Source organism: Ruegeria sp. H6, assembly GCF_056532975.1.
Genome location: NZ_JBQFOA010000012.1, coordinates 79,161 through 101,247 on the forward strand (window position 1 = coordinate 79,161; position 22,087 = coordinate 101,247).

Annotated in this window: 20 protein-coding genes and 1 pseudogene; 12 read left to right on the forward strand and 9 right to left on the reverse strand. The window is 57.5% G+C overall.

Annotated elements, in window-relative coordinates:
- Window positions 1-6: 6 nt before the first annotated feature.
- From ACR0AG_RS17600 to ACR0AG_RS17625, 6 genes and pseudogenes are all read right to left on the reverse strand, one after another.
- Window positions 7-1,674, reverse strand: a pseudogene (locus ACR0AG_RS17600) (Tm-1-like ATP-binding domain-containing protein).
- Window positions 1,626-2,081 (reverse strand): ATP-binding cassette domain-containing protein, encoded by a 456-nt coding sequence (locus ACR0AG_RS17605; protein WP_480841305.1) that lies wholly within the window; start codon window positions 2,079-2,081, stop codon window positions 1,626-1,628. Before ACR0AG_RS17605 ends, ACR0AG_RS17600 begins: the two are co-directional and overlap by 49 nt.
- Window positions 2,074-2,859, reverse strand: a complete 786-nt coding sequence (locus ACR0AG_RS17610) for an ABC transporter ATP-binding protein (RefSeq protein WP_480841307.1) — start codon at window positions 2,857-2,859, stop codon at window positions 2,074-2,076. The genes ACR0AG_RS17605 and ACR0AG_RS17610 overlap by 8 nt, the downstream gene beginning before the upstream one ends.
- A gap of 5 nt (window positions 2,860-2,864) precedes the next feature.
- Window positions 2,865-4,109, reverse strand: a complete 1,245-nt coding sequence (locus tag ACR0AG_RS17615; RefSeq protein ID WP_480841309.1) for an ABC transporter substrate-binding protein — start codon at window positions 4,107-4,109, stop codon at window positions 2,865-2,867.
- 43 nt (window positions 4,110-4,152) lie between these two features.
- Window positions 4,153-5,148 carry a branched-chain amino acid ABC transporter permease gene (locus ACR0AG_RS17620; RefSeq protein WP_480841311.1) on the reverse strand — a complete coding sequence of 332 codons (996 nt, stop codon included), beginning with the start codon at window positions 5,146-5,148 and terminating at the stop codon, window positions 4,153-4,155.
- Entirely contained in the window at window positions 5,145-6,149 is a 1,005-nt protein-coding gene (locus ACR0AG_RS17625) for a branched-chain amino acid ABC transporter permease (protein WP_480841313.1), read from the reverse strand. The genes ACR0AG_RS17620 and ACR0AG_RS17625 overlap by 4 nt, the downstream gene beginning before the upstream one ends.
- A gap of 257 nt (window positions 6,150-6,406) precedes the next feature.
- Here ACR0AG_RS17625 and ACR0AG_RS17630 point away from each other — a divergent pair, with 257 nt between their 5' ends.
- On the forward strand, window positions 6,407-6,961 hold the full coding sequence (locus ACR0AG_RS17630) for a hypothetical protein (protein ID WP_480841315.1): 555 nt from the start codon (window positions 6,407-6,409) through the stop codon (window positions 6,959-6,961).
- On the opposite strand, the gene ACR0AG_RS17635 is transcribed toward ACR0AG_RS17630, so the two are convergent.
- Both ACR0AG_RS17635 and ACR0AG_RS17640 read right to left on the reverse strand, forming a co-directional pair.
- The gene (locus tag ACR0AG_RS17635; protein ID WP_480841317.1) at window positions 6,956-8,638 is read right to left on the reverse strand and encodes a phosphoenolpyruvate hydrolase family protein; all 1,683 of its coding nucleotides are present in this window, start codon (window positions 8,636-8,638) and stop codon (window positions 6,956-6,958) included. The two genes, ACR0AG_RS17630 and ACR0AG_RS17635, sit on opposite strands and share 6 nt — an antisense overlap.
- Window positions 8,639-8,783: 145 nt before the next feature.
- Window positions 8,784-9,248: an Lrp/AsnC family transcriptional regulator gene (locus ACR0AG_RS17640; protein WP_480841319.1), complete on the reverse strand. Its 465-nt coding sequence runs from the start codon at window positions 9,246-9,248 to the stop codon at window positions 8,784-8,786.
- 246 nt (window positions 9,249-9,494) lie between these two features.
- On the opposite strand from ACR0AG_RS17640, the gene ACR0AG_RS17645 reads away from it, so the two are divergent.
- From ACR0AG_RS17645 to ACR0AG_RS17690, 10 genes are all read left to right on the forward strand, one after another.
- Window positions 9,495-10,643 (forward strand): aminotransferase-like domain-containing protein, encoded by a 1,149-nt coding sequence (locus ACR0AG_RS17645; protein WP_480841321.1) that lies wholly within the window; start codon window positions 9,495-9,497, stop codon window positions 10,641-10,643.
- A complete protein-coding gene (locus tag ACR0AG_RS17650) occupies window positions 10,640-11,284 on the forward strand; it encodes an RraA family protein (protein ID WP_480841323.1) in 645 nt (214 codons plus the stop codon). The genes ACR0AG_RS17645 and ACR0AG_RS17650 overlap by 4 nt, the downstream gene beginning before the upstream one ends.
- 130 nt (window positions 11,285-11,414) lie before the next feature.
- A complete protein-coding gene (locus ACR0AG_RS17655) occupies window positions 11,415-11,687 on the forward strand; it encodes a hypothetical protein (RefSeq protein WP_480841325.1) in 273 nt (90 codons plus the stop codon).
- Between the two features lie 27 nt (window positions 11,688-11,714).
- Window positions 11,715-12,317, forward strand: a complete 603-nt coding sequence (locus tag ACR0AG_RS17660) for a helix-turn-helix domain-containing protein (protein WP_480841327.1) — start codon at window positions 11,715-11,717, stop codon at window positions 12,315-12,317.
- A gap of 97 nt (window positions 12,318-12,414) precedes the next feature.
- The gene (locus ACR0AG_RS17665; protein WP_480841329.1) at window positions 12,415-13,998 is read left to right on the forward strand and encodes an ABC transporter substrate-binding protein; all 1,584 of its coding nucleotides are present in this window, start codon (window positions 12,415-12,417) and stop codon (window positions 13,996-13,998) included.
- 61 nt (window positions 13,999-14,059) lie between these two features.
- The gene (locus tag ACR0AG_RS17670) at window positions 14,060-15,001 is read left to right on the forward strand and encodes an ABC transporter permease (RefSeq protein WP_480841331.1); all 942 of its coding nucleotides are present in this window, start codon (window positions 14,060-14,062) and stop codon (window positions 14,999-15,001) included.
- Complete coding sequence (locus ACR0AG_RS17675; protein ID WP_480841333.1) at window positions 14,998-15,849, forward strand: ABC transporter permease; 852 nt, start codon at window positions 14,998-15,000, stop codon at window positions 15,847-15,849. The genes ACR0AG_RS17670 and ACR0AG_RS17675 overlap by 4 nt, the downstream gene beginning before the upstream one ends.
- Window positions 15,850-15,853: 4 nt before the next feature.
- Entirely contained in the window at window positions 15,854-16,846 is a 993-nt protein-coding gene (locus tag ACR0AG_RS17680; RefSeq protein WP_480841335.1) for an ABC transporter ATP-binding protein, read from the forward strand.
- On the forward strand, window positions 16,843-17,841 hold the full coding sequence (locus ACR0AG_RS17685) for an ABC transporter ATP-binding protein (RefSeq protein WP_480841338.1): 999 nt from the start codon (window positions 16,843-16,845) through the stop codon (window positions 17,839-17,841). The genes ACR0AG_RS17680 and ACR0AG_RS17685 overlap by 4 nt, the downstream gene beginning before the upstream one ends.
- Window positions 17,834-19,630 (forward strand): aminopeptidase P family protein, encoded by a 1,797-nt coding sequence (locus ACR0AG_RS17690; RefSeq protein WP_480841340.1) that lies wholly within the window; start codon window positions 17,834-17,836, stop codon window positions 19,628-19,630. The genes ACR0AG_RS17685 and ACR0AG_RS17690 overlap by 8 nt, the downstream gene beginning before the upstream one ends.
- 150 nt (window positions 19,631-19,780) lie before the next feature.
- On the opposite strand, the gene ACR0AG_RS17695 is transcribed toward ACR0AG_RS17690, so the two are convergent.
- Window positions 19,781-20,467, reverse strand: a complete 687-nt coding sequence (locus tag ACR0AG_RS17695) for an OmpA family protein (RefSeq protein WP_480841342.1) — start codon at window positions 20,465-20,467, stop codon at window positions 19,781-19,783.
- Between the two features lie 200 nt (window positions 20,468-20,667).
- On the opposite strand from ACR0AG_RS17695, the gene ACR0AG_RS17700 reads away from it, so the two are divergent.
- Window positions 20,668-22,080, forward strand: a complete 1,413-nt coding sequence (locus ACR0AG_RS17700) for a TolC family protein (RefSeq protein WP_480841344.1) — start codon at window positions 20,668-20,670, stop codon at window positions 22,078-22,080.
- Window positions 22,081-22,087: the final 7 nt, after the last annotated feature.

Consider the following 22,087-nt stretch of genomic DNA (forward strand, 5'->3'; position numbering starts at 1 on the left):
CTCCTGTTATCCGGCGATCTCGGCGAAGGCAGCCAATGCGGCTGCGGCAAAAGCCGGATCATTTATGTTACAATTGACGTCGATGAGTTTGCGGTTGGCCCCGGGCTGAAATCCGTGCCGGATTGCCTCAAAAAGCGCCTGATCTGCGGCTGGGTCATGAAAGGGCTGGCCCGGTGCATCAAGGGCGGACACCCCTCCCAAGGGCAGCAGAAACCGCACCGGTCCGGACATCTGGTTCAGCGCTTCGGCAATTTCGCGGCCAAGCGCGGCGTTTTCCTCTGCTGTTGTCCGCATCAGGGTCACTTGCGGATTGTGCACGTAAAACAGCCGATCCTTATAGCGCTCGGGCACCGTGTCGCGGCCATGCCAGTTCACCATGTCAAGCGCGCCAACCGATCCGACATATGGGATACGGCTTCGGATAAACGCGCCAAACCTGTCAGCGGTGGCGGGCATCACGCCGCCCATCATGCGGTCGCAAATCTCGGTGGTGGTGATGTCCAGCGCTGCAGCCAGCAATCCGCTATCGGCAAGCTTTTCCATCGATTGCCCGCCCGTGCCGGTGGCATGGAAGGTCAGACACTCATAGCGTTCTTCAAGTCCTGCGGTAATGGCCTGCACCGCAGGCGTGGTCACGCCAAACATCGTCAGCCCGATAGCGGGCTTGTCAAAATCACTGGGAAGAGGGTTTGATTTGAAACGGATCGCACCTGCCAACGCATCCGCGCCATTGGCCAGCACCTGCACCGAAATACGGTTCAGCCCCTGCACATCGGTTACGGAATACATCATCATGATGTCTGACGGACCGACATATTCGCTGACATCCCCCGACGCCACGGTAGAGATCATGACCTTCGGTACCCCGATGGGCAGCGCGCGCATCGCAGGTGTCGCCAGCGCCGTGCCTCCTGACCCGGCTGCCGAAATCATGCCGCGCAGGCCAGTGGTCTTGCGTGTCCACGCCTCGAATGCCTCGGCCATCGCCGCAACGGCGCTGCCTCTGTCACCCGTCATCACCGCGTTCACACCCCCGGGGTGTCAGGCCGCAACATGGTGCGGTGGGATATCCGCTGACGAGGGTTTGCCCGAGGTGGACAAGTCCACGGTCTTCACCGCAAGCTTCTGCGCCAAAAGCCTGTCGCGCAGGAAGGTCAATTCCTTGGCTTTGGTGTCGAATGTACCCGCCACAATGACCGTTCCGTTCACAGAAATGGGTTTGGGTGCCGTGGCGGGTGTTTCGGACTTTTCCTCCCACGCATCGGCAGACCATCGGGGGGGCGGGGTGTAGTCGTTGCTTGGTGCCGCTGTTTCCTCGGGCACATCCTCCGCGGGCATTTCTGGCGCGGCTGTTTCCACCGGCATATCTGCTTCGCCCTGGTCGTGACGCCCGACCCCCAATAGCCGCTCTTGCAGCGCCCGGTCAGAGGCCAGTTGTGCCGCTGGCAAAACCGTGGAAATGCGGCCATTCACCATGATCGAGATATCTTCGGCCACGGATGTGGCGACCGAGAGGTTCTGCTCGACCAGCAGTACCGAGACATCCCCCGCCGAGCCGATCTGTTGCAAGAGCCCGACCACCTGATCGACGATCACAGGGGCAAGACCCTCGGTCGGTTCATCCATCACCAACAGGCGCGGTCCGGGCAGCAAAGCGCGGGCGATGGCCAGCATCTGCTGCTCGCCACCCGACAGCTGCGCGCCACCATTGCCGCGCCGTTCAGCCAGACGGGGAAACGTGTCGTAGATCCGGGCCACGGGCTTTGCGGCTTGGCGCATAACCGCAAATGCTCATCCACCGTCAGCGAGGGCCACAACCTGCGGCCTTGCGGGGTGTAGCCTATGCCCAGCCGTGCGATCTTGTTCGACGGCAACCCCGCGATATCACGCCCTTCAAACCGGATGGAACCAGACCCGATGGGCACCAGTCCCATGATCGCGTTACACAGTGTCGTTTTGCCCATACCGTTGCGGCCAAGCACGGCATGAACGCCTTCGTTCAGGGTGATATCCACCCCTTGCAGCGCATGGGATGCGCCGTAATAGACGTGAAGCCCTTTGACGCTCAGCACCTCAGACATGACCATCTCCGAGATAGAGTGCCTGCACCTCGGGGTCGTTTTCGATCTCTTCCGGGGTGCCTTCTTTGAATATTCTACCATTGTGCATCATCGACACACTTTCCGACACGCGCAGGGCGACGTCCATATCGTGTTCGATGATAACAAAACCGATGTGATCCGGTAGCGCACTTAGAATTTCGACCAATTCGGTGCGTTCCGATGGGGAAAGGCCAGCGGCGGGTTCGTCAAACAGGATGAAGCGGGGGGCACCGGCCAGCGCCATGCCGATTTCCAACTGGCGCTGCTGCCCATAGCTGAGTGTGCCAACGATAGTGTCTTCGACATCCTGCAGATGTACGGCACGTGCAAGGAATGTAGCCATCTCTGCCGCAGGATCTGACGGGCCAGCGCGGCGGAGCGAGGCGCGGCGGGGCGAAACACCACGGCAGGCAACAAACAGGTTGTCGCGCACGCTGAGGTTCTCGAACAAAAGAGAAATCTGGTAGGTCCGGCGCAATCCACGCCGGATCCGTTCTTGCGGAGGCAGGCTTGTCACGTCTTCGCCAAAAAACCGGATACGCCCGGTCGTGACGGGAAAATCACCCGTTACAGCATTGAAAAGCGTCGTTTTGCCCGCCCCGTTGGACCCAAGGATCGCGCGACGTTCTCCTGCTTTGACCGCCAGATTGATATCGGCCAAAGCAACCAGTGCGCCAAAATGGCGGCTGACAGCCTCTAGTTCCAGGGCGTATTGCCCGGCGGACTGAAGGCGAGAGAGAGCGTCGGCGTGGTCCAAGGTCGTTACTCGCAGGCCGGGTTTTCGCGGCTGACCGGGCCGTATTTCAGGAACTCTTCATAGCTCAGGCCAAAGGTTTGCGAGACGGCAGGCGTAACGCTGATCGTCTTGTTGACCAGATTGCCGTCTGGCCCTTCGGTGACTTCGGTCAGGAAGATATCCGCAATGGCTTGGCGGCGTTCATCAAGGCTGACCATTCCTGTGGGCGTCTCAAAAGACAGGTTGGCCAGCGCCGCGCGAAACGCCGCGCCCCCATCGGAAAGATCGCCATTCACCTCATCCAGCGCCAGCAGAGCGGCCTTGGTGTTGATGTAATAGCCATGCGCAAAAAGCGACGGAGACGGGAAACCATCCGGGAATGCTTCGGTGTAAGCTGCCACGAATTCGGCCCAACGTGGATCGTCCCACGTGTCCGAGATCGGCCCCGCAGACGGTGTGCCAACAACAAAGTCGCGGGCGCGCCCTTTGGAGCCCAGAACAGTTTGGTCCACAGTGATCGAGCCGCCGATCAGAGGCAGATCGCCGCCTGCCTGTTCATATTGGCTCAGGAAATTCACGGCATCTGCTCCGCCAAGCGCAACGAAAATTGCGTCGACATCGTCAGGCAAGGCTGCAATCACAGAGCTATAGTCTTTGTTCCCAATGGGTACGAAAAAGCGTGCATCTTGCGGCGCGGACCCGCCCAGACGGCAAAACGGCTCCAGAAAGCCAAAGACTTGCGTGTAAGGGAACGAATAGTCCTCGGCCAGAACGGCGACAGAGCGATATCCTTTCTCGTCATAGGCATATTCGCCCAATCCCGCCATCCACTGCGCGCCTTCGGTCGAAAAGCGAAAAAAGTTGTCGGCACTTTCGCGTAAGGTTGTGTCTTGCGCCGCGGAAACGCCGTTGAGGAAAGTCGCATCGGGTTGTGTCTTGGCATAGTCGCGGATTGCCAAACCTTCGGACCCAGAGAGCGGCCCGACTACAATGGGCGCCCCATCTTGCTCGACGATCTTGCGGGCCGCGCGTACAGCGCTGTCCGGCGAGCCGTCGGTGGCGCTTGTGATCAGCTCGATCTTATGTCCGCCAGCGGTGTAGTCGAATTCGCGCAAGGCCAATTCAACGCCCCGCATCCCGTCCTCGCCCAGCACAGCGAATGCGCCTTCCAGAACGGCGATCGCCCCCATCTTGAGGTCATCGGCCCAGGCGCTGGTCACGCTCATCATTGCAGCAACGGACGCGCCTAGCATCAGGTTTCTGGTTTTCATTGTTTTCCTCCCGTTCATGAATTGGTTATGTTTGCCCCGTTTGCTACGGGGTTCTGTCTTGGGTCTTGCCCGTTCGTCCGATGTGGGGTTTCAGCTTCTCCCAAAGCCCCAGCAGGCCATCAGGTGAGAACAGCACAACCAGCAAGAACGCCGCGCCGATAACGGTGTTAAAGCGTTCGCGGTCAATGAGATCGATGGCGAAGTTACCCAGGAGAACAAAGGCCAATGCGCCGAGAAACGGTCCAATCGGATGCCGAAGGCCGCCAACAACCGCGATCACCAGAATGTCGATGACGACATCCACACCAATCGTGCCCGGGGATATGCGCCCGTTGAAGTAGATCAGCAAAATGCCACCAGCTGCGGCGACGATCCCGGACAGAAAGAAAGCCAGAACCCGCACGGCGGTGACCGAATAGCCCAAGGCGGAAACGCGGCGTGGGTTGTCGCGGACAGCTTGCAAGCTCAGCCCGAAAGGTGTGCGCGCAACATAGACTGTGGCAATCGCGAAACCTGCGGCCACAATCAGGCAAAGGTAATAGAACGGCATCGGGCTGCGAAGATCGAGGCCGAAGGGCTTGGGCGCTTCTATTCCGGCATATCCGGTGAACCCGTTGAACACGTCGTAATTCTGACGTGTGAAGAAAAAGACCGACACTGAAACCGCCAGTGTGATCATGATCATGTAAATGCCGCTGGTGCGTACCGCGATCAGCCCGACAAGGGCACTGAACGAGGCCCCGACCAGCAAGGCCAACGGGATCGTCACCCAAGGGCTCCACCCCAGCCCCAAAACGTCCTGGGTATTGGTGCCAAAGATCGGCAGCATATAGGCGGCAAGCCCCGCCGCCGTCAGTTGCGACAGACTAACCATACCGCCGTAGCCCGCCAGGATCATCAGGGACAATGCAATTGTACCAAGGATCAGGCTGTAGGCCCCGATCTGCACGATAAAGAAATTATTGGCCACAAGCGGAAAGAGCACCACAAGGGCCATTCCGATCCAAAGGCCGGGCGTTATGCGCTCAAGCACGCTCATCTGCCCATGATCCCTTGGGGCCGAATTGCGAGAACAACGATCATGATGATAAAGGTCAGCACCACGCCATAGGTCGGGAAGTACGCCAGACCAAATTGCTCGGCCAGCCCGATCAGCAACGCCCCGATGGCGGCGCCCGAGATCGAGCCCATACCACCTACAATGACAACAACCAATGAGGCCAGCAGATAGCGCACATCCTCACCCGGCGCGATGGAAAGGGCTGTGCCACCGATCACCGCGGCCAATTCTGCCAACCCCGCGCCGAGCGCGAAGACAAACACAAACACAAGGTTTACGTTGACACCGGTGGCGGCGAGCATATTGCGATCATCGACACCCGCGCGGATCATCATGCCGGTTTTGGTTCTGTTCAGGAACAGCCACAGCGCAACACCCAATGTGACAGCGGCCATCAGCACAAACAGTCGGTAGAACGGGTATTTTATGAACACCTCGGTTCCATTGGACCGGATGGTGGAGATGATCGGCAGTTCGACGGCACCAAACAACTGTTCAGGTGGTTCAAACTGGTAGGTGGTGCCGCCCCAGACCGCCAACATCAGATCCGCAGCGATGATAGAAATGCCAATGGTCACGAGCGTCTGACGCAGGTCATCACCCTGCATACGCCGGAAAACCACCACTTGCAGAACGGCTCCGATCGCGGCCAGGATTACAAAGGCGACGATCGCACCAAGCAACCAGTTGCCCGTCGCCTCTGCCACCTCATAACCAATGTAGCCGCCAAGCAGATACATTGAGCCATGGGCCAGATTGACGTTACGCATCAGCCCGAAGATCAATGTAAAACCGCTGGCAACAAGGAAATACAAACCCGCCAGGGTCAACCCGTTCAGCAGAGTATTCACAAAGGTCTTTTTGCGACCAAGGATATCCGTCAGCCATTCCGGCCAAACCACAAAGATCAGCCACACCAGACAAAGACCCAATGCCAGGACCAGCGCTGTGCGCAGCGGATATGCTTGCCATGCACGCATCACGCAAAGCGGCCCGACGCAATTCCGACAGTTCGATAATGCACGTTCCCCTCCCAAAGCGCCGCGATCTGTGACGCGAAAAGGTTGACAGGTGCACATTCCAAAGCAAGTTTGCATATGGTGGATTTTGGGTAAAAATGGGTAACATCAGAAAAGAAGCGAAAAAACTCTTCTGGCAGATCAGATCACGTGACGAGAGTTGCGCAGCTCTGCCATCAGGCGACGTCACGCGCTCAAACCCGGTTACCTCGCATAAAATGCCACCGGAAATTGCGCTGCTTCTGCCCGGCCCGCATTGTGACCCACAAAGTCTGGAGTTCGACGAGATACCGAAAACCGCGGCTGTCGGAGAGTTTCTGGCCAATCCAATCGTCAACGTGCCCAAGCTCGTCCGCAATCTCAAGGACCAGGAAATTGAATGGGTGACGAATATCCCATCCCTGTCTCAGCACGATGCTGATTTCCGCCAAGATTTGTCAGATGTTTCCCTGAGTTTCGATCAAGAGATGACGGCACTTGCGCAGATCGGGCTTGCGGGATTCAAGACGCTTGCGACCGTTGGCACAGGGGATAACGCCATGTGCGCGATTGAACACGGCGTCGACACTTTGTTCGTATTGCCAGGGGTCAGTGCCTTTCGGGCCGGGTTCCCCTCTCCCCGGACCCGTTCAGGCCAGATCGCGAAAATACGGGCCAAGTTGCCGGATTTGGACATTCCTTTATTGGGCCTGATTTGCAAGACCGAGGCCGCGTTGCCTGACTCCTGGCCCGACGGGCTGGATGCGGTGGTTCTGCGACCAGAACCTCTATAGCCCGAACTTTTTTATTTGGTTGTATAGCGTTTTCCGGCTGATGTTCAGGCTGCGGGCGGTATCTGCTTTGCGAAACCCATTGCGGGTCAAAGCCAGAAGTATCTGCTGGCGTTTGGCCTCATCAGAGGTCAGATCATCCGCGCGCGCGGCTTCACCGGACAACAATTGTTGAATGTCATGGGCTTCATAAACCCGTTTCGCTGTCTGATGCGTCAGGGTTTCGGCGATGCGCCGCAATTCTGCATCATTTCCCGGCCAAGGATTGGCCGCCAAAATCCGAAACGCTGCCGGGCGGATATCGGGAATTCGATCCTCTGCCACCATGTTTGCGAAGTGATGTTCAAGGATCATGCGCACATCCAGATGGCGCTCATGGAGGCTCGGAAACCGAAGCAGGGTTGATCGCACGTCTCCCCAGCCCTCTGGCGGTTCCTGGTCAGAAACCAAAATCAAACGGGCGGTGACCGGATAGGATACACGGCCACCGATCTGTGATGCCCGACCCGCATCGATCAGGTTTTTCAGCTTGCGCCGTATCAGCCGCGGCATCTGGGCGCTATTATAAAGCACGACGAAATCCACATCCTCGAAGAGAAGACCTGGTCGCTGCGCGCCTCCGTCCGCGCGACCGAACAAAATGTCATTTGCCATATGCGCCGAGGGTGATTGCGCAAAATCGAAACGCGCCAGCCGTTGCCGCCCACGCCGCTGGGTCAGAACATTCAAGGCGGCATGTATGTCTGCTCCTTTAGGGGCGGTCAGAAAGATGTGACGGGCCTTGTCGCGCGCCCGGACAAGCGACACCGCGAAATCGGCCAATTCGTCGGAATGCCCCCAAAGCCCGTGCTTTGCCACCAGTGTCAATGCCTCACGCTGCTCTTGCGCGCGCGCGCCGATTGCCAGGGATGCTGATTTATACTCCGCAATCTGGTTGGCAACCGAGTGCTGAACCGGGAAGCGATCAATGGTGGACCCTCCAACATAGCCGTCAATATCGGCGTGGCGGATGACGAAATTGAGGTCATCCGCAGTCAGGATCGGGCCGCCTTCCAGATAGACTTCCATCTGTGGTCGGACCCGCCGGGCCAAAAGCGCCACCTCGCGCGCGCGCAGAGCGGCTTCCTCCAAAGTGATTTCAGCGGTATGGCTATCAGCACCGCCAACATTCCATCCGAAATTGAAAACCACCGCATCTAGCGACGCATCTGCTGCGGCGCGCACGTCACCAAGTGTGCCGCAATAAAACAGTGTTCGCCCGCCGGCCGATTGCACCCGGCGCAACATGGAAATCTCCGACTGAGTCCCCATACCCGCACGGTCCAAAACCTGTCGCATCGAGCTTGAATAATGCATCGCACTTGGAAAATTCACGGCACCTGCAAAGCCGGCATCAAGCGCTTTGCGGATCACTCCTTCATCGCCCTTGATCGACCAGTCTGTCAGACCGACAAAGACGGGAACCCGCGCGTTTGGCAACACTTCGCGCTCGGCAAAGGGCAAAGTGGCATCGGTTGCATCCCGAATTGGAAGCATACAAGTGATTGATGGCAGGCCCATATTCCGCATTCGGCCTGCATTGATCGCCAACAGAAAATCCGCACCGCCTGCTTCTGCCGCCCTCGCAACAACTCCGCTCCCCACTGCGGCTCCGATTTTTAATCCGGCCTGACGACGCATGGTACTACAGATCTCGACTTTTTTGTCCTGAAACAAGCTTTGATATCTCAAAACCTTCAGGTGTCTTTAAGCTTATGTAGCACCCATTGCAGAACAACTGACAATATGTGTCAATCGGTCGCTCGACAGTTCATAACCAGTTGCGTCAATCAATTCTGCTTTCACCTGTTTCGGCATCAATTTCATCAACGACAAGCATAGTTGAGGTTTCGGCCACCTCTGACATGTTCTGGATCGTTGTTGTGATGAAATCGCGCAGATGCGCGATGTCGGGGAACCATGCTTTCAGCAGGTAGTCGGCTGACCCCGTCACCATCAAGCATTCCGTCACCTCGGGGCTGGCCGCAACGGTTTGCTGAAAAGCACTGTGGCCGTCTGCATGTTGGCGCGACAGTTTGACGGAGATCAGTACACAGATAGACTTTCCCAGTGCCTTACGAGAAATGCGCGCTTGGTAGCCCTGTATTACTCCGTTTTCTTCCAACCGACGCACACGTCGCGCACAAGGCGTCGGGCTTAGCCCTACACGTTCAGCCAGATCATTGATGGGCAAACGACCATTGGAACCAAGGTGCTTCAAAATCCGGCGATCAATGTCGTCAAAATTCATCATATTGAGAGATTATTCTAAAAACTTCTGTGTTTGTAGTGTAAACCTCTAGCTTTTCTAGGAACTGCAAAGCAAAACGCGGGGAAACACCCGCAGAAAACATGGTAAACTTCTGAAAACGTACTGGCTTGAGAAACGGTCAGCGCATTGGACGTTTTGATGAGGGGTGACGCATTGGACGCTATCACAACGGAAGGAGCCTACGACCGCAGAGCGTTTGCAGGCTGGCTTTCTCAGACAAATGAAGTGACGCGCACATTTCTGGCCGCCGGTCAAATCCCGGGATTGATCAACATTGCAGGTGGGTTGCCTGATCCGTCTTTATATCCCGCCGAGGAGATGGCGGAACTGGCCGCGCGCGTGATCCGGACTTATCCGGAAGAAACGCTGGGATATGGCGCAATTGAAGGTATTGCGGAGCTGCGCGAGGTTCTGGCCGCGCGGTTTTCGACCCAAGACTGCCAGCTGACGGCAGATAATGTCCTTGTCACAACCAGTGGAATGCAGGGGCTTGATCTGGTCGGCAAGGTGCTATTGAAGAGCGGCGATCTGGTAGCAGGCCAATACCCAAGCTATCTGGGTGCGCTAGACGCCTGGCGTCCTCGATCCCCGCGATATCGGAATATCGATCTGTTTGAAGATAGGTTTGACGCGGTGCAAGCACTGCGCGGTGCGAAATTTGCCTATGTTGTTCCCAATTTTTCGAACCCAACCGGGCGGCTTGTTGGTACCGAGATACGAACAGGGCTTGTCCAGGCCGCAATCACGACAGGGGCGTGGTTGATTGAAGACGACCCCTACCAAAGCCTGAATTATGGAGACACATTACCGCCCAACGCACTGGATATTGCGCTGTCGGCAGGCGGGCCCGGACCCGTGGTCTATCTGGGAACGATGTCCAAACTGATCTCGCCGGGCCTGCGCGTCGGGTGGGTGATCGCACGTCCCGAGATGATCCAGGCCTTGACGCTGGCCAAACAGGGTTCGGACATGTGTACCAGTGGCCTGACGCAACGCATCGCTTGCGAAATCCTCAAATCCGATCTGATTGAACGCAATCAGCCAAAGGCCATCAGCTTGTACCGGAACCGCAGGGATGCGCTCTGTGCTGCGCTTTCGGATCATCTGGGTGATTGGCTTGAATGGGAGATTCCGGCAGGTGGCATGTTCGTGTGGGCGACAGCGCGGGCCCCTTGGATCAACACGGATCGCTTGTTCGAAATCGGGCTGGAAGAGAAGGTTTGTATCGCTCCCAGCAGCGTATTTGACGCGTTGGGTCAAATGCGAACCGGCATGCGCATCAATTTCACGCGTTGCGATGAAGACCAGCTTACCGAAGGCGTCAAGCGCCTGGCCCGGGCGCTGGACCGCCTGAAGAAAGAACACAATCAATGAGTATCACGATCCACGACACCTCAAGGCCCATTGCGGCCGATGAGATTGCCGCCTGGAAAGACATCCCCACAAGCATAGCCGTGGATGTAGATCCTTCCTGTCAAATTGACCCCAATATTCGTTTGATGACGACGGCGGCGACAGGACCTCTTTTGGGTCCCGCCCTTACGGTTGCCGTTAGCCCGCCGGACTTTGGCGCGGTTGTTCTTGCACTCGATCACGCCCAGCCCGATGATGTCATTGTCATCGCAGGTGGGGGGCAGATGGAAACAGCGCTTATCGGGGAAATCTTAGGGGGGCATCTTAAAAAGATCGGTTGCGCGGGGGTCATCGTGGACGCGCCGATACGCGATATCGCCACCGTGGCAAGCTGGGAGGATTTCCCTGTTTACGCGCGCGGAGTGAACCCACGTGGACCAACAAGCGCAGCGACGGGTGTTCTCAACGGCATCGTCAATTTCGGCGGTCGTCAGATCGCGTCCGGCGATCTGATTATTGGCGATCGGGACGGCCTTGCGGCTCTTGACCCGGTTCAGGTCAGGGATCGGCTCGTGGACGCTGAAACGAAACTTGCGACAGAGAAAGACTGGATCAAGAAGCTTAACCTGGGCCACTCAGCCAAAGAAGTGTTCGGGCTGTAGTTCGCTTGAAAGGGCAAATGGATGTCGGGCTTCGGAACTGGCTATCCGATGCTGCCGGGCAGAGCCAAACGATCATTCAACGCGTGCTTTGATCGGTAAGATTTGTGATCGCCATCACGGAACCGAGTTGATGGCGGCTGATACTTACAACGACCTGTTACATACGGCCTATTCGTTTGATCTTTTGAGCGATGCAATCTTGGGCCACATGGACTGGGATAGTGACACCCTTCGCGGCGATGGCACGAGATTTGTGCGAAAGCGAAGGCGCGGTATTTTGCTCTATTGTGCCATCGAAGCCGAGGTAGTTCAGCAAATGGAAATCAATGTGGCCTGGTTCGATGACTTTAGCATGCCTAAAATAAATTTTGATCTTTCGGTGAATATTGGGTTGAATGGCTGACCATGTGTGAACCGCAGGAGATCGCGTATGCAAGCTTCGAATGAGCGTGCGAAACCCAAGCAAAAAGGTAAACCGACCGAGTTGGGGCACGCGATCCGGCGGCGGCGCAAGGCGATGGGGCTGACGCTCGATCAGGTGGCCAAAGCTGCCGAGCTGACGACCGGATTTCTGTCACAGGTCGAACGGGGCATTAGTTCGCCGTCCTTGACGTCACTAATGTCGATTGCTGCAGCACTACAGACAAGCATCGAGCAATTGCTGAGCGTGCCCGAAGTGTTTTCGCAATATGTTGCCAAAGACAGCAGGCAAACCTACTCATTGGGCACACGCGGACGATTCTACGAGAAACTGGGCCCAGGGTTTGCGGGCGCGCTGTTTCACCCGCAAATCGTGCATCGCCCACCCGGACATGTGTCAGAACATATGTGCCACACAGGCGAAGCGTTTTGTTATCTGCTGTCAGGTCAGCTGGAATATCATCTCGGCGATCAGGTTTACCAGATATCGCCCGGCGACGTGATTCACCATGATACATCCACGCTTCACTACTCGGTTGTATTGGGTGAAACCGAGGCCGTTGAGCTTTGGGTTACCACCTCACCCATGAGCGAAGCTGGCAGGGAAAACTAAAAAAGTTTCATCTACAGCTAAAAAAAACTTTAGTATTGTTAAGAATCGCTTACTCTCCGGTTCCACAAAGCACTTGCTTTTGCGGGAGGAGAAGAAAATGAAACTGAAAACGGCACTGGGATTGGCGCTTGTCACTACGATGGCTGTGCCAGCGCTGGCACAAGAACGGGGCGGGACGCTCAATTTCGCCCGGTATGACGGTTCGCGGCTGATCGATCCGATCTATGCCGACCGCAACCCTGATATCTGGATGGTTGGCAGTCTGTTTGACACTCTGCTGCGCAGCAGCGCCGACGGAAACTCGGTCGAAGCGGGTCTTGCCGAAACACATTCCGTGTCCGACGATGGCAAGTCCGTCTCGCTGACATTGCGCGACGGTATCGTTTTTGCCGACGGCTCGCCCATGTCCGGTGCCGACGTCGTCTTTTCCCTGGACCGCGCGCGCAACCCGGATCTTAGCCCTTGGGCCGGTCTTCTGGGATCAATTGACTCGGTATCCGCTGAGGGCAACGAGATCACGATTTCCCTGAGTGATCCCGATCCGACAATCCTGTCGATGCTGGCGACGTTCAACACCGCCATTGTTTCGAAGGCGGCCTTTGACGCGGCTAGCGGCGAGACCGATCAAGACAAATCCGCTGCGATCTTTGCGTCTACGTCGGCAGGGGTCGGGTCCGGTCCGTTTTACCTCTGCGGGTTTGAACAGGGGGCATCGATGGATTTCTGCGCCAACGAGAATTACTGGCGCATGGGGGCGGACGGCAAACCGCTGCCTTACCTCGAAGGCGTACATTTTGAGATCATTCCGGATGACGCAACGCGCATCCTGAGCCTACAGGCCGGTGAGGTGGACGCAGCCGAATTCATTCCGTTCAGCCGCGTCGCCGAGCTTGAGGGCGATCCCAATATCGACATGCAGCTTTATCCATCAACGCGGATCATCTATTCGCCGATCAACACGCGCGATACCCGCGCCGATGGCTCGCCCAACCCGCTGGCGGATACCCGCGTGCGGCAGGCGCTGAACTACGGCACCAACAAGGACGCTTTGATCGGTGTGGTCCTGCATGGCGCCGGGCAGCCGATGAGCTCGCCTCTGATGGCCAAGGCAACCCAATACGCCTCTGATCTCAGCCCGCTCTATTCCTATGACATGGACAAGGCCAAGGCGTTGATCGCCGAGGCCGGTCTGGAGCCTGGAACTCAGGTCACTCTGACAACGCTGGCCGGTTCTGCGGATGACGCCACGATCTTTGCCGCGCTTCAGCAGATGTGGGGTGAGCTGGGCATCGAGCTGGTGGTCGAACAAGTCGATGGCGCCACGCGCGGGGCCAAGAACCGCTCTGGCGAGTTTGACATCCATACCTATGGCTGGGTCAACGATGTGAACGACCCAAGTCAGGTCGTCGGCTGGCTGGGCTATACGCCAACAGCCAAAGCGGTCGGCACAGGTTGGGAAAACGCCGAGTTCAACACCCTGTTTGAAGAGGCGGCCAAGGAAATGGACCCCGACGCGCGCAAGGCCAAGTTCGCCAAGATGCAAGAGCTTTACGCCGAAGCCGCCCCGCTGCTGTTCATGTACGAAACGCCTTTCGCTGTCGCCTTGGGCACTGCGGTTGAGGGCTATGTTCAGACGCCCTTGGGCAATAACATCTTCGATGAAGCAACAGTCAGCCGCTAAGAGCTGATGCCCCTTGCCTCGCCGTACCCTGACGGCGGGGCCTTTTTGCCGGAGCGCGGATGTGTCCAGCCTGAACTATATCTTCAAGCGCCTGTTGATGATGGTGCCGACCTTCTTTCTGGTCATGGTCATCATTTTTCTTCTTGTGCGCATGTTACCGGGTGATCCGGCTATTGCGATGGCAGGTGACCGCGCCTCGGATGCCGACATTCAGGCGATCCGCGAACGGCTTGGCTTGACCGAGCCAATGTTTGTGCAGTTCTGGCTGTTTCTCAGCAATACGGTACAGGGTGATCTTGGACGCTCGATCCTGATGCGAACGGATGTGATGGATGTGATCGCGGACCGTTTGCCGATCACTGTGTTTCTGACCGTCTATTCCGTGGTCCTGTCGCTGTTGATCGCCGGCCCGTTGGCTTTTGTTGCCGCGCTCAATCGCGGGCGCTGGCCGGATGCGGTAATCCGCACGGTGTTCCAGATCGGCCTGTCGATGCCGGTTTTCTATATCGGTCTTGTTCTGCTGACCTTTCTGGCCGCACAGCTGCGCCTGTTCCCTGTGGGCGGCTATGGCGACACGTTCACCGAGCGGCTCTATCACCTGTTTCTGCCCTCGGTCACGGTGGCGCTTTATACCTCGGCCATCATCATGCGGAACCTGCGCAGCGCGATTATCGAGGTGCTGGACGCGGAATATGTGCAATTCGCCCGAGCCAAAGGCCTGCCATCGCGGCTGATCCTTGGGCGGCATGTGTTGCGCAATGCGCTGATTTCGACCGTCACGCTTCTGGGCCTGTCGATCGGCAACCTGATGAGCGGCACGCTTGTAACCGAAACGGTGTTTGCCGTCCCCGGCATGGGACGGTTGATGCTCGAAGCCATTTTTGCCCGCGATTACCCGTTGATTCAGGGTCTGACGTTGACCTTTGCGGTTCTGGTCTCGGTGGTGTTCCTGATGACGGACTTGTTTCAGAGCCGGCTAGACCCAAGGATGCGCTTGCAATGAGTGATGTGACCTTCACCGTCGATCGCCCCTCATTCCTGCGTCTGGCGCTACGCAAGCCGGGTTTTGTGGCCGGTTTGTTGATCATAGGGTTTTCGATTCTGTTGGCGATCTTTCCGGGCTTTTTCGCGCCCTATGATCCAAACGCACTGGATTACAATGCGATCCGGCAGCCACCCTCGTGGGCGCATCCTTTCGGCACCGATTTACTGGGTCGCGATAGCCTGTCGCGCGTGATCTGGGCCTATCAGGTCAATATGCAGATGGCCGTCTTCGGTACGGTCTTTGCGCTGGTCACAGGCGTGATCATCGGGGCGCTAGTGGGCTATTACCGAGGCATCGCCGACCTGATTTTTGGCCGTATTGTCGACGCGGTCATCACCTTCCCATTTCTGGTTCTGGTTATTGCCGTGGTCGCCGTACTGGGGCCGGGCCTGGTCAACATGTATATTGCCATTTCGGTGGTTTATTGGGTCTATTACGCGCGCCTGATGCGGGCTGAGGTCATTGCCCAACTGGGCAATGACTACGCCGCCGCTGGGGTTGTCATGGGCTATTCCGACCGGCGCATCATCTTCCGCCACCTGCTACCGAATGCGATCACGCCGGTCATTGTCTATTGGATGACCGACATGGCGCTGGTGATCCTGTTAGGCTCGTCCCTGGGCTATCTGGGGCTGGGCGCGCAGCCGCCACAGGCCGAGTGGGGCGTGCTGATCGCGGAAGGACGCAACTTTATATCAACCGCATGGTGGCTGAGCCTGATGCCGGGCCTTGCAATCGTGCTGACCGGGCTGGGCTTTTCTCTGCTGGGCGACGGATTGGCCGATTTGCTGAGACCGAGAGGGTAGAAGGATGGACGAACACGAACCGATCCTGCAGGTCGACGGGCTGAACACAACCTTCCACCGCAATGGGAGGGCTTTGCCCGCGCTGCGCGATGTCAGTTTCTCGGTCGCACGGGGTGAGGTGCTGGGGCTGGTCGGAGAAAGCGGGTCGGGCAAAAGTGTCACTTTACGATCGATCATCGGTTTGGCGCGCCGCTATGGCGAGGTATCGGGGCAGGTGCGCTGGCAAGGGCGCGATCTGGTTGGGATGCCAGATCGTGCTTTGCGTCAGATACAAGGTCGCGAGATCGCAATGATCTTTCAGGAACCGATGACCTCGCTCAACCCTCTGCTGACGGTTGGCCTGCAACTTGAAGAGACCCTTCGGGCCCATACCGATCTGCCAAGCGCAGCGCGACGGGACCGCGCAGTCGAGATGCTGGATCTGGTCGGCATCCCCTCAGCCGCGCAACGGTTGAAAGACTACCCGCATCAGTTCTCGGGCGGGATGCGGCAACGGGTGATGATTGCCATCGCACTGGCCGCAAATCCCAAGCTACTGCTCGCGGATGAGCCGACCACTGCGCTGGACGTGACTATTCAGGCGCAGATCCTCGACCTGATCCTTCGGCTGGCGCAGGACATGGATATGGGCGTCTTGCTGGTCACACACGATCTGGGTGTGGTGGCACAGACCTGTGACAACGTGGCCGTGATGTATGCCGGTCGGATCGTGGAACAAGGCCCGGTGCGCGCCGTTCTGAGAGAACCGCGCCACCCCTATACCGTGGGTTTGATGCGCTCGGTGCCCGAGAATCTGCCACCAAGGTCACCGCTTTACTCTGTTCCTGGCGTACCTCCGGGGTTGGATGCGCTGCCGCAGGGATGCGCTTTTGCCCCGCGCTGCGCGTCCTGCATCGTGCCCTGCACCGAGGATCGACCCACCCTGTCTCTGATCGCTGAAGGGCGTCAGGTGGCCTGTTTCAATACGATCACAAAGTCTCAGGGGAATGCCGCATGAACGCAGCAGTGATGGAAATCCGTGATCTGCATCTGCGCTTTCCTTTGGGGCGCAGTCCGGCGGATTTCTTGAAAGGTCGCCCGGGGCGCGTTGTCAACGCGCTGAACGGTGTCAGCTTGGATCTGATGCGGGGCGAAACGCTGGGTGTAGTGGGTGAATCCGGCTGCGGAAAATCAACGCTCGCCCGTTGCATTGTGCGACTCTATGAACCCAGTCAGGGTGAAATCCATTTTGACGGGCAGAATGTCTTCGACGCTGAGCGGCGCGCCGACAGAGCTTACAATCGCCGGGTCCAGATGATGTTTCAAGACCCGTACTCCTCGCTGAACCCGCGCATGACGACAGGTCAGATCCTGACCGAGGCGCTGCGTGTGCATGATATGCGCGCCGAGGCGGACATACCCGGGCGCGTCGTCGAACTGCTTGAACTAGTTCGATTGCCCGAGGATGCGCAGCACAAGCTGCCGCATGAGTTCTCAGGCGGTCAGCGCCAACGCATCGCCATAGCCCGTGCGCTGGCCGTGGAACCCGAAGTCCTGATCGCGGACGAGCTGGTCTCGGCGCTGGATGTTTCGGTGCAGGCGCAGGTGGTCAACCTGTTGCTGGAACTGCAAAACAGTTTGAGCCTGACAATCTTGTTTGTCGCCCACGATCTTCGATTGGTCCGCCATGTGTCGAACAGGGTGGCGGTGATATACTTGGGACGTATCGTCGAGATCGGCGACAGCGAGACCCTGTTCTCGGCCCCTGCGCATCCATACAGTCAGGCGTTGCTGTCTGCTGCACCGTCGATGAACCCGGATGATCGGGGCAAGGCGGTGAAACTGGAAGGCGAGCTGCCTTCACCCCTGAACATGCCGTCTGGCTGCCCGTTCCACGTGCGCTGCCCTCATGCCACCGCAACCTGCACAACGACCCTACCTGCCTTGCAGCCCTTCGAAGGACGAGGCGAAGTTGCCTGCCACCACGTTGAAGAGATCAATGCCCATGCTTGACGCGGATACAAACAAAGCCCCAATCATCGCCGCTTTGCGTGCTGAACTGAAAGCGCAGGGATTGGATGCGTTCATTCTGCCACGGTATGATGCACATCAGGCCGAGTATGTGGCACCGCATGATGAACGATTGGCTTACGTGACAGGTTTCACCGGGTCGGCGGGTCTGGCCATCGTCACGATGGACACAGTCGCCCTGTTCGTGGACGGGCGGTACGTGGTTCAGGCGGCAAACCAATGTTCCGATCCGTTGTTTTCACACCATCACCTGTTCGATGACCTCCCCGAGCAATGGTTGGCTGAACAGTCCTGCTCAGGTTGGCGCATCGGCTATGACGCCATGCATGTGCCTCCTGTTCTCTTTGACCGCTTTTCGGTTGCGCTGAAGCAGGGCGAGCTGATCTCGGTCAGTTCCAATCCGGTTGATGCGATCTGGTCTGATCAACCTTCTCCGCCCTTGGGTCGAATAGTGCCGTTCCCGATGCAGTTTTCGGGTAAATCTGCCCAGGACAAGATCGAGGACCTGGTGAAACAAATGCGGTCGCTGAACGCGGATCTGCTGGTCGAAACACAGCCCGACAACATCGCTTGGCTGCTGAATGTCAGAGGCGCGGACGTTGCGTTTAACCCCATCCCGCAATCCTTCGCTTTGGTGGATGCGGACGGCCAGGTCCAATGGTTTGTTGCCCCGGAAAAGCTGACCCAGGATGTCGCAGACCATTTGCCGGACTCAGTTCGGCGATTGGCCCCCGGGGACTTTCTGCCTACATTGACCGGTCGGGTTGCCGCCGGACAGCAGGTTCTGTTCGATCCCGATTTTTCACCTATGGCTGTGCGCGGGGTTTTGGATCAGGTCGATGCGATAAAGATGCCGCGTTCCAGCCTGGTTACAGCCAGCAAAGCGCAGAAAAACCCGGTTGAGATTGAAGGTATGCGGGCCTGCCACATTCAGGAAGGCATAGCCTGGGTCGAGTTCTGTGCATGGTTGGACACCGAAGTCCCACGCCGCGCGGCAGCAGGTGCGCCAGTAACCGAGCGAGAGGCCGAGCAGGCGATGTTGAGTTTTCGGCGCGACAGGTCAGGGTTTCTGGAGCAAAGCTTCAACACGATCTCCGCCGCGGGCGGCAACGCTGCAATGTGCCACTATGCGACGCAAGATGACAATCGGGTCCCGATCCAAGCCGATGGAACATACCTGTTGGATTCAGGCGGGCAGTATGAGACAGGGACAACCGATGCAACACGTAGTTTTGCGTTCGGATCGTCCCGTCCTGATGGATATGACCGGGCTTATACAGCTGTTTTCAAAGCGTTTCACGCCATCGCCACCCTGCGCTTTCCACCGGGAACGCAAGGCCATCACATCGACGCAATCTGTCGTCGACCGCTATGGGACTTGGGGTTGGACTACGATCATGGCACCGGCCACGGTGTCGGGCACCGGTTGTCCGTACACGAACACCCGCAGCGTATCGGAAAACCCTATAACCCGATCGATCTGGTCCCCGGCATGATCCTGTCCATCGAACCCGGATATTATGAGGTTGGTGGCTTTGGAATTCGCATCGAAAATCTATTCCAGATCGTAGAGGAGGAGGACGGATTCCTGACCTTTTCAAACCTCACCTGGTGCCCGGTTCAAACAGAAATGTTGATCAAAGAGCACTTAACGACATCCGAACGCGCCTGGCTGAACGAATACCACGCGAATGTCTTGAAGCATCTGAGAGCAAATCTGTCACCGCTTGCCCTTGAGTGGGCGAACAAAGCCTGTGAGGCGTTAACCTGAGGGCTTGGAAAGATATCATGAGCTGGTTTTCGAATTGGTGAGCCAAATCGCCATCTTCTCACTAACCCCAAGGGCATCGATGACTGAAAAACGGCTTCAGGTCCCTCCGGCGGATCCAAAACAACCTGCAAAAACAAGGATGCGATTGGATCAACCGCCCAAAGCTACCTCAAGTCGTGCGAAACTGCAGAAGCAGCGTTTCGAATACTCGATCTTACGGATTGAAGCAGCGCCTAGGCCGACAGCCTTGCCGCAATCTTCGCGCGCGGCACCAGCCATCTGAAATGCCGGACCGTTCCGGCCTGATCCTGTCAGCTGAGCGTATTGCGTGGCCGCTATTTGCAGCCGTTCGACAAGATCGCCCTGCAACTCATCTCCGATTGCGGCCTCAGACAGTTGAACCTCGCGGTAGCTGCGGCACGCCGCGAGTATTTCTGCCAAACCGACCGTCACGCGGCGATTACGGCGGTCTGCCGTTGTGACCTCGATCAAAAGATCGGTCTTGCCGCGGCTTGAGATGTCGCCGATCCGGTCCACAGCCACGCCTTCCGCAATCAACGCCTGGGCCACGGTATTCGCCCGGCGCTGACCAAGGTCCTGATTGTAGCCGGTTGATCCCACTGCGTCTGTAAACCCCACCACAACAGTCGGTTTGTAGCTGTCCACCGCTTTCAGACGTTCGGCAATCTCAGCCACTTGTTGCTGGCCCTGGGCGTCAAGCTGGTCCGAGTCGAAGTTGAAGTTCACCGTTCCAAAGCTCTGCGCCTGCAATCCCAACGGAAACAGCAAAATGCAAAGCGTTGCAATAACTCGCGCCAATCCAAATCGGTGCAGCATGTTGACCTCATTCACAAATTGACACATCTTAAAATGTATCAAAGCGACAGACCCAATCTAAGTTTACTCAGAGCAATAGTGCAAGGGCACGACCAAAAGGGGTAGCACGAAACTTTCCTGGCAAGCGCACAAATCTGGGCAATCTCGTTTGGAATAATTTACTACTGCTGTCTTAATCAGAACAACGCATGAGGGACAGGATGCGTATTTTTTTGGTCAGCTCGGCGATGATGTGTCTGACCGCAGTTTTCGCGCCGCAACCCGTCAGCGCGCTTTCGGTTGAAGACGCTATCCTTTTTGTTCTCGAAACCAACCCGGAAATTACCGCTGCCGAGGCAAACAAACAGGCGATCGAGTTCGAATTGCAGCAGGCCCGCAGTTTCTGGGCGCCCCGGTTTGAGTTGGATGCCTTTGCAGGCAGCAGCATCAATGACGGCGATACCACCCCCGACTTATCCGCCGCAGATGGCTGGATCGGCGGGTATGAGTTCGGCGCTCGGATGTCGCAATTGTTGTTTGATGCCGGTGAAACTCGGTCCGAGATTGAGCGGCAAGCCTATCGGATCGATGCTGCCGCATTGCGGGTTCTGGAACGGTCCGAAGTTCTGTCGCTTGAGGCGATCCGGCTTTATGCCGACGTTTTGCGCGTGCAGTCTTTGGTACGGCTTGCCCGCGAAAACCGCGACTACCATGTGAACGTCCTGCAACGTATGCAGCGGGCCTATGACAGCGGTGTCGTGGGCATAGGCGATCTGCAACAGGCCGAGGAGCGCCTGATCCTGGCCGAAGACACCATTATCTCGTTCGAGTTCGACCTCGACGATGTCCGCAACCTGTTTCTTGCCGTGGTGGGTGTCGAGGCGCAGGGTTTGACGTCAGTGCCCGATGTCCGCCGATCTCTGCCTGCCAATCAGGACGCAGCGCTGCAGATTGCGCGCCGCACCAATCCGACGATCCGGTTTTTGCAGGCGGATGTGGGTTCAGCCGAGGCGCAATCGCGGCGCACGAATGCCAACGCCTACCCCAAACTGTTCCTTGAGGCCGACGGGCGCGTGGGTGAGGATGTAGGCGGATTTGATGGTGATGTCACCGATGCGCGCATCGGTCTGGTCATGCGATATCAGTTCCAAGGCAGTTCGAAACGCGCGGCGCGGCAGGAAGAGGTGCGCCGCACCAGCGAAAGCCGCGCGCGGCTGCTGGCACAGACCCGAAATGTGGAAAACGAGGTGCGCCAGAGTTATGCAATCTACAGATCCGCGCAGCGTCGGACCAAGAAGATCACCGCGCAGGTCAATATCGCCCAAAAACTGCTCGACACGTACGAGCAGGAATTCACCGTAGGCCAACGCTCGTTGCTGGATGTGCTGAACACGCAGAATGCGCTGTTTCAGGCCAAGGCCAATCTGGTCAACGCCAAGTCTGCCGAGAACTATGTGCGGTATCGGATCCTTGCGTCGATCGGCATTCTGCTGCGGTCGATGGGTATCGAACCGCCCGAGGATTCCCGGGTTTACGCGCGCGATGAATTGAATGTAACGCCACGCAGCCAGACGGGGGACGAGCAGCGTCTGGACGCCAGCACGTTCCGCGACAGGCGCAAATCCATTGACTGACAGGCCG